This window comes from Frankia sp. CcWB2, from assembly GCF_977927585.1.
In genome coordinates this window covers 4149-11872 of record NZ_CDWRCM010000127.1, presented here as the reverse complement: position 1 = coordinate 11872, position 7724 = coordinate 4149, and the positions used below count along the sequence as shown (strand labels likewise).

General features: G+C 73.2%; 7 protein-coding genes. 4 read left to right on the top strand and 3 right to left on the bottom strand.

Annotated features, from left to right (window positions below; all coding sequences use genetic code 11):
- Positions 1 to 894 (top strand): DUF3459 domain-containing protein (locus ACY45C_RS14090; RefSeq protein ID WP_462188060.1); only part of this gene is annotated, 894 nt, incomplete at its 5' end.
- A 337-nt stretch (positions 895 to 1231) separates the two neighbouring features.
- Here the strand turns inward: ACY45C_RS14090 and zapE are convergent.
- Positions 1232 to 2356 (bottom strand): cell division protein ZapE, encoded by a 1125-nt coding sequence (gene zapE, locus ACY45C_RS14085; protein WP_462188059.1) that lies wholly within the window; start codon positions 2354 to 2356, stop codon positions 1232 to 1234.
- A 140-nt stretch (positions 2357 to 2496) separates the two neighbouring features.
- Between zapE and ACY45C_RS14080 the strand changes: the two genes are divergently transcribed.
- The 3 genes from ACY45C_RS14080 to ACY45C_RS14070 all read left to right on the top strand — a co-directional run bounded on the left by ACY45C_RS14080 (position 2497) and on the right by ACY45C_RS14070 (position 5977).
- Complete coding sequence (locus ACY45C_RS14080; RefSeq protein WP_462188058.1) at positions 2497 to 3291, top strand: pyrimidine reductase family protein; 795 nt, start codon at positions 2497 to 2499, stop codon at positions 3289 to 3291.
- A 158-nt stretch (positions 3292 to 3449) separates the two neighbouring features.
- On the top strand, positions 3450 to 3767 hold the full coding sequence (locus tag ACY45C_RS14075; protein WP_462188057.1) for a hypothetical protein: 318 nt from the start codon (positions 3450 to 3452) through the stop codon (positions 3765 to 3767).
- A gap of 5 nt (positions 3768 to 3772) precedes the next feature.
- Entirely contained in the window at positions 3773 to 5977 is a 2205-nt protein-coding gene (locus ACY45C_RS14070; RefSeq protein ID WP_462188056.1) for a hypothetical protein, read from the top strand.
- A 35-nt stretch (positions 5978 to 6012) separates the two neighbouring features.
- Here ACY45C_RS14070 and ACY45C_RS14065 read toward each other — a convergent pair whose 3' ends face one another.
- Positions 6013 to 7257 carry a sulfate adenylyltransferase subunit 1 gene (locus ACY45C_RS14065; protein WP_462188055.1) on the bottom strand — a complete coding sequence of 415 codons (1245 nt, stop codon included), beginning with the start codon at positions 7255 to 7257 and terminating at the stop codon, positions 6013 to 6015.
- Positions 7257 to 7724: sulfate adenylyltransferase subunit CysD (gene cysD / locus ACY45C_RS14060; RefSeq protein ID WP_462188054.1), on the bottom strand; the 468-nt coding region annotated here is incomplete at its 5' end. The genes ACY45C_RS14065 and cysD, both read right to left, overlap by 1 nt.

Sequence of the window (7724 nt, the reverse complement as noted above, 5' to 3'; positions counted from 1 at the left end):
CTGGTCGCCGCACCCGAGGCCGGCGGGTACGGCCTGGACGGGCAGTGGTGCGACGACATCCATCACGCGCTGTGGGCAACCCTGTCCGGCGAACGGCAGGGGTACTACGGGGACTTCGGTTCGATCTCGACCCTCGCCCACGCGCTGACCAGTGGGTTCGTCCACGACGGCGGCTACTCGACGTTCCGCGGGCGCTCCCACGGCCGGCCGATCCCCCCGACCACGCCCGCCTACCGGCTCGTCACCTTCCTGCAGAACCACGACCAGATCGGCAACCGGGCCGCCGGCGACCGGGCGTCCGCCACGCTCAGCGACGGCCTGCTCCGGATCGGTGCGGCCCTGCTGCTCACCTCGGCGGTCACCCCGATGCTGTTCATGGGCGAGGAGTGGGGTGCCCGCACCCCCTGGCAGTACTTCACCGACCACACCGCCCCCGGGCTGGGGGACGCGGTGCGGGAGGGCCGGCGCGCCGAGTTCGCCGCCCACGGCTGGGAGCCGCAGGACGTTCCCGATCCCCAGGACCCGGCGACCTTCCAGCAGTCGAAACTCGACTGGTCCGAACCGGGCCGGGAGGGTCACTCCGACCTGCTGGACTGGCACCGCCGGCTGATCGCGCTGCGTCGCCGGCTGCCGGCGCTGACCGACCCGGCGTGGTCCTCGGTCGCGTGCACCTTCGACGAGGAGGCCCGCTGGCTGGTGGTCCGTCGCGGCGACGTGGCGATCGTCGTGAACCTGGCCGCCGAACGACAGGCCGTCCCCCTCGACGGCGTCCCGTTCGACGCCCCGGCCGCATCCGCCCACGGGTTCACCTACATGCCGGGACGGGTGGAACTCGACGGCGAGTCGGTCGTGATCATCCGCCTGCTCCCCCCGGCCGAGCCGACCGCCGGCTGACCCGTCAGCGCACCGGCCGTCAGCGCACCGAGCGCACCACGCGCACCACGCGCACCAGCCGTCAGCGCACCGGCCGTCAGCGCCGGGTGTGGTCCCTGGACAGCACGAAATAGAGCCCGCCCAGCACCGCCAGCCCCACCAACAACACCATGACGAGCAGCACGACGTAGGTTCCCATGCACCCATGGTCGCAGGCCCCGGCACGACCGCCAGCGGGTCACCCACGCCCGGAACGGCGAACAGATACTCCGGCAGGTCCGGCGTCCGGACCGCCGGCTCCGACACCCCACTCGGGTGCGGCGGCCGCACGTTCGGGCCGCGCGCCCGGCCTGGTGCGTCAGCCGGGCAGCATCCTGGCGACGCGGCCCGCGGTGCCGTTCCCCGCCGCGGCGTCCCGGGCCAGCGCGCTCAGCCGGGACATGGCCCGCTGGTACTTCTTGCGATGCGGCCCGGCGAGCAGCTCCGCTCCGAACAGCTCCCCGAAGGGCACGCCGGAGGCCACGACCGGGACCGACCGGTCGTAGAGCCGGTCGGCGAGGACCACGACCCGCAACGCCACCGCCTGATCCTCGACCGGCGCGACCCGGTGCAGGCAGACCAGGGTGACCCCGGCCACGAGCGCGCCGTACCGGGAGGGGTGCAGTCCGGCGAGATGCTCGCACAGCGCGGCGAATCCGTCCTCGGTCGCCCCCTCCTCGGCAGCCGCCCGCGCGCCGACCTCATCGTCAGTACACGGCGGGGGCGCGGCCGGAAGACCCCGGTGCCGGTAGTCCTCCCCGTCCACCCGGAGGATGTCGAACCTGGCCGCCAGACCCTGGATCTCACGGCGGAAGTCGGCGGCGGCGAACCGACCGGCACCGAGGTCCTCCGGCTGGGTGTTGCTCGTCGCGGCCAGGTGGACACCGGCCTCGACGAGCCGGGTCAGCAGGCTGGACACCAGCACCGTGTCGCCGGGATCGTCGAGCTCGAACTCGTCGATCGCGACCAGGCGCAGGCCCGCGAGAGCCTGCGCGGTCGCGGCGAATCCCAACGCGCCGACCAGGGAGGTCAGTTCGACGAACGTGCCGTACGCCTTCGGGCCGGGCACGGCGTGCCACAGCGAGGCGAGCAGGTGGGTCTTGCCGACACCGAAGCCGCCGTCGAGGTACACCCCCGGCCGCATTCCGGACGGGCCCGGCGCCCCCGCCCCCCGGGTCAGGAGCCCGAACAGGCCGCCCTTCCCGGAACGGCCCGCATGCCCGGAACGGCTGGAACGATCTGAACGGCTGGACCGCCCGGAGGAGGCGGTCAACCGGTCGGCGAAGGCGGACAGCGCCATGACCGCGGCGGCCTGGCTCGGCTCGGCCGGATCGGGCAGGTAGCCGGCGAACCGGACCGTGTCGAACCGGGGCGGCGGGACAAGCGCCGCGACCAGGTCCCCGGGTGGCACAATCGGCCGGCGATCGACGAGACGCTGCGCCACCCGCCCAGCGTACGGAGACGCCCGTACCCGTCGCCCCGGCCGGCGGTATCGCGGCCGACGTCACAACGCATGGGTTCGCCGCCGACCTGGGTTCGCCGCCGATCGGATGACCAGCACCGTCGCCCGTTACAGTCGGCCCGGTGCGGCGCATCTTCCCGGTTCCACCCCCGTTCGCCGGTTCCGCGGGGGCCGCCGGGCTCGCGAGGAAGGCCGAGGAGGCCGTCGAGGACATCGAGGACATCGATCTCGACGAGGCGTACGCCTACCCCTCGTCCGCCGCGCACACCCCCTACATCCGGGCGAACTTCGTGGCCTCGGTCGATGGGGCCGCCGAGGTGGGCGGCCGCTCGGGCCCCCTGGGCGGGGAGGCCGACCTGCGGGTCTTCCGGTTGCTGCGCTGGCTCAGCGACGTGGTGCTGGTCGGTGCCGGGACCGCCCGGACGGAGAACTACGGGCCGGTGGTCATCCCGCCCGAACGGCGGGAGCGGCGCGTCGCCGCGGGGCTCGCGGCGGTGCCCCCGATCGCGGTCGTGACCGCGACGGCGGGCTTCGACCCGGGTGCCCGGCTGTTCAGCGGGGAGATCCGACCGGTGCTACTGACCTGCGAGACCGCACCCCTCGACCGACGTCGGCGGCTGGCGGCGGTCGCCGACATCGCGATCTGCGGCGGCAGCGCCGTTGAACCCGACCTCGCCGTCCGGGCCCTGGCGGAACGGGGAATGACCCGCATCCTCACCGAGGGCGGTCCGCTGCTGCACTCCCAGCTCGCCGCGGCGGGCCTCCTCTACGAGCTGTGCCTGACGATCACCCCGGTACTGGCCGGGCCGGGCCGGCTCGGGATCATGAAAGGCGAGCCGTGGCCGGCACCGGCCGCGCTCACCCTGACCCAGATCCTCGCCGAGGACGACGTCCTGTTCCTGCGTTACCGGCGCTGAACCGGCGTTACCGGCGCTGGCCCGGCACCGGCGTCATCCACAGGCGACCGGACCGGCACCTGCGTCATCCACAGTCGCGTCGCCGCGCGGGCGCGAGCGGGCGGGCCGCTGTTAGCGTCGCCACCGGTGAACCTGATCACGATCTGGGTGGTGTGCGCATGACGGTGCCCGAGGGACGTCGCGCGACGGTGGCCGTCGCCTTGGCCCAGGCCCGGCGTGCCCGGCTGGACGTGGCCGCCGCGCTGGAGCGGATCTCGGCGGTCGGCGCCGAGGCCTGGGAGGGTCGTCAGGCCGAGATCTGGCAGCGCCGGATGCGGCGGCTCGCGGCGGAGGCGGCCATGGCCCTCGATCGGTGCGTGCAGGCCTGCGAGACAGCGTTGCAGGTCCGCGGGACAGCGTTCGTTGCGGCAGGCCCCGGCGGGCCGATGTCCCCCGTCCGATCGGCGGGCCCCGGCGGGCCGCGGAAGGTCGGCTGACGCGCATGCCCGGACCAAGCGACCGGGTGCTCGTCGACCCCGATCGGATGCGTGTGCTGGTGTCCAGCGTGACCGAGGCCGGGGAGCTGCTGCGCTCCTGGTCTCGCGCCCTCGCCGCGGCGTTGGCGGATGCCGGGCTGCCGCTCGACCCGGCGGAACGGCTCGGCGCGCTGGAGGACGAAGTCGAGGCCGAGGTCACCATGCTGCGGCGCCGGCTGCGCCTCGCCGAGGGCGTCGACGACGGGATCGGCATCACGGTCAGGCCGACGTCCGCCCCGATTCGGCAGCCGGTGCCCCGCGAGGCGCCGGGCATTCCCGGTACCTCCGAGGCGCTCCGCACCTTCGAGCAGGCCGTGGCCGCCGGACGGGCGTTGGCGCACTCGCTGCGGGGGGACGGGCCGGGCCGGCACGGATCAGGCCAGGGCGGAACGGGCAGAGGCGGATCAGGGCTGGGCAGAACGGGCAGAATGGGTGGAACGGGTGGAAACAACTCGGGCATGGTCACCCCGCGTGACGCGCTGACCGTGCTGCGGTCCCGGATGAACGATCCGGGCTTCGTCCTGGGCTTTCACGACGCGCTGGGACCCGACGGGCTCGCGCGGCTGCTCTACCGGGTGGAGGGACTGTCGCGGGGGCCGATGGTCCACCGTCCACCCGAACCGCTCGGCTTCGACCGGCGGGAGGCGGAACGGATCCTCGGCACCACCCTGGCCTCCTACAGCCACCGGCGAACTCTCGGCGCCGCCTGGCTCGGCCGGTTCAACACCGCTGGGAGGACCGACACGGCCGAGACGGTCCTGCTGACCCCCCTGCTCGCCTCGGCCCGCCTCGACAGCGCGCTGCTGGACCGGCTGGGCCGGATGGCCTTCGGGCCGGGTGACCGACCGGGTAGCGGGCCGGGTAAGGGGCCGGGTGACGCCGCGGCCGCCCCGTCGGCGCCGCACGACGTCGGCCTGCTCGCCCCCGCCGCAGCCGGGCTCACGAGCCGGGGCCGACCGACCGTCACCGACTACCAGGGGGTGCTGCTGGACGCCATCGCCGCGGCCCCGGCGCTGGCCGCCCGATTCGCGGCGGACCACATCGACACCATCCTGCGCGGCGCGGCCGTGCTCGCCCTTCCGCTGCCGGTGGATCTCGCGACGGCCCGATCCCTGGAAGATGCCTGGATCCGGCTGGTGGCCGCGGCGGGAAGCCAGGAGAGCCGCCGTGCCGATCCGCGGGCCTCGGCCTCGTTCGTCTCCCGGCTGGCCGGGGCCGTGCAGGCGACCGGTGATCGGCCGTTGCTCCTCCGGCTGCGGGCGGCCCTCGTCCCGGCGCTACGGACCTATCGGGACGAACTCTACGACGCCGTCACCGCCGTGGTCCCCAGTCCCACGGTGGACCCGCAGGCCGGGGCCGCGGCGGAGCAGTCCGCCCTGGTCGAGCTGATCCCGATCGAGGCGTGGGAGTCGCTGCTGCGGGAGGGCCTGCGCGGCGGGGCGCTGGCCGGTTTGCTCGCCCAGGACGTCGCGACCTACGGTCTTCGTCTCGAGGACCAGGTGGCCGCCTCGACCCAGGGCTGGAGAACGGCCCCCGGCGGGTATCCGTCGAGCCCCCTGGCATTGGGCTACCTGCGGGTCGAGCGCGCGCAGGCGTTCTTCGCCGGCGCCCTCGCCGATGCGACCGAGGCGGTGCTGCTCGACGTGCTCGGGGAGGTGGGCAAGTCCATCGATCCGACGAACCCACCGGGCACCTTCGTCCATCTGGGCGTCGGGGTCACCGTGGAGGTGATCGAGGCCTGGATCCGGGCACGGCACAGCGACCTGCCGACCACCCGCCCCGCCCAGGTCGTCGCGGACCTGCGGGACGCCTCCCGGGTCCTGCCCGGCTGGGCAGCGGCCTACGAGACCAGCGCCCGCCGGCTCTGGGCCCGCCGGGATCGTGACCCGCTCCGGCCGATCGCGGTGACCCCCGCCGGCGGGCCGTGCCGCGTCTACACCGGCGATCCGAGGGCCGACGGGTTCATCACCTCGCCGGCGGAGAACTTCCTCGACGCCTCGGGGAATCCACGTCCGTCCGCGCGGATGACGCCGACCCAGCGGCGTGCCTATGCCGCCTGGCTCGCGAGCCCGGCGATGGTCGCGAACAACGACCGCATCTCGTTCCTCGACGGCCGGGCCGGCAGCCGCGGATCCTCCCTGCCACCGGACTGGGGACGGCGGCCGGGCTGACCCCGGTTCTCCCCGGTTCTCCCCGTCACCACCGGCTAGATGATCATCCCGGCGCCGAGAGTGGTCCCGGTCGACTCGTCGATGAGCAGCACGCTGCCGGTGTTCCGGTTGCGGCGGTACAGGTCGTAGCACAGCGGGGACGTCGTCCGCAGGGCGATCCGGCCGATGTCGTTCAGACCCAGCGTCTCGACGGTCTCGTCGCGGTGCAGGGTGTCGATGTCGACGCGGTAACAGATGTCGGTGACCATCGCCCGTACCGAACGGGTGGTGTGCTTGATCCCGATCCGGGCCCGGCGGCGCAGCGGGGCGTCGACCATCCAGGAGACCATCAGGTTGAGGTCCTGGCCGACGGCCGGCTGGTTCATCGGCCGGGCGATCGTGTCTCCCCGGGAGACGTCCAGATCGTCCTCGAGCCGGATGGTCACCGACATCGGCGGGAACGCCTCGTCGACCGGGCCGTCGAACGTGTCGATGCCGGCGATCCGCGTGGTCAGCCCGGAGGGCAGGACGACGACCTCGTCGCCGGGCTTGAGCACCCCGCCGGCAACCTGACCGGCGTACCCGCGGTAGTCGTGCAGGTCGTCGTTCCGCGGCCGGACCACCCACTGCACCGGGAAACGCACATCGATGAGGTTGCGGTCGGAGGCGATGTGGAGCTCCTCCAGGTGGTGCAGCAGCGAGCTGCCCTCGTACCAGGGAGTGCTTGGCGACCGGGAGACCACGTTGTCCCCGCCCAGCGCGGAGATCGGGATCGTCGTGACGTCGACGATCTCTAGTTTCGCCGCGAAGTGCCGGAACTCCTCCTTGATCTTCTCGAAGACGTCCCGGTCGAAGTCGACGAGGTCCATCTTGTTCACGCAGAGCACCAGATGGGGCACGCGCAGCAGGGACGTCAGGAAGGCGTGCCGGCGGGTCTGCTCGACGATCCCCTTGCGCGCGTCGACGAGCAGCAGCGCGAAGTCGGCGGTGGACGCGCCGGTGACCATGTTGCGGGTGTACTGCACGTGCCCGGGGGTGTCGGCGAGGATGAACGACCGCCGGGGCGTGGCGAAGTAACGATACGCGACGTCGATCGTGATGCCCTGCTCCCGCTCGGCCCGCAGACCATCGGTGAGCAGCGCGAGGTCGACGTAGCTGTCGCCGCGCTCCCGGCTGGTGCGCTCGACCGCGGCGAGCTGGTCGGAGAACAGCGACTTCGTGTCGTAGAGGAGCCGCCCGATCAGGGTCGACTTCCCGTCGTCGACGGACCCCGCCGTCGTGACCCGCAGCAGCTCGGCCATCAGAAGTACCCCTCCCGCTTACGGTCCTCCATCGCCGCCTCACTGACCCGGTCGTCAGCCCGGGTCGCGCCGCGTTCGGTGAGCCGGGTGGCGGCCACCTCGGCGATGACCTCCTCGACGGTCGCCGCGGTTGACTCGACCGCTCCGGTGCAGGTGATGTCGCCCACCGTGCGATAGCGCACCTGCCGGGGCGCCGCCGTCTCACCAGCCAGGGGCCGGGTCAGCGGCGTGACCGCCAGCAGCATGCCGTCGCGCTCGAACACGTCCCGGCGATGCGCGTAGTAGATGGAGGGGATCTCCAGCCGCTCCTGGGCGATGTACCGCCAGATGTCGAGCTCGGTCCAGTTCGACAGCGGGAACACCCGGATGTGCTCACCGGGGCGGTGCCGGCCGTTGTAGAGCGACCACAGCTCGGGGCGCTGGTTCTTGGGGTCCCACTGGCCGAACTCGTCCCGGAAGGAGTAGAC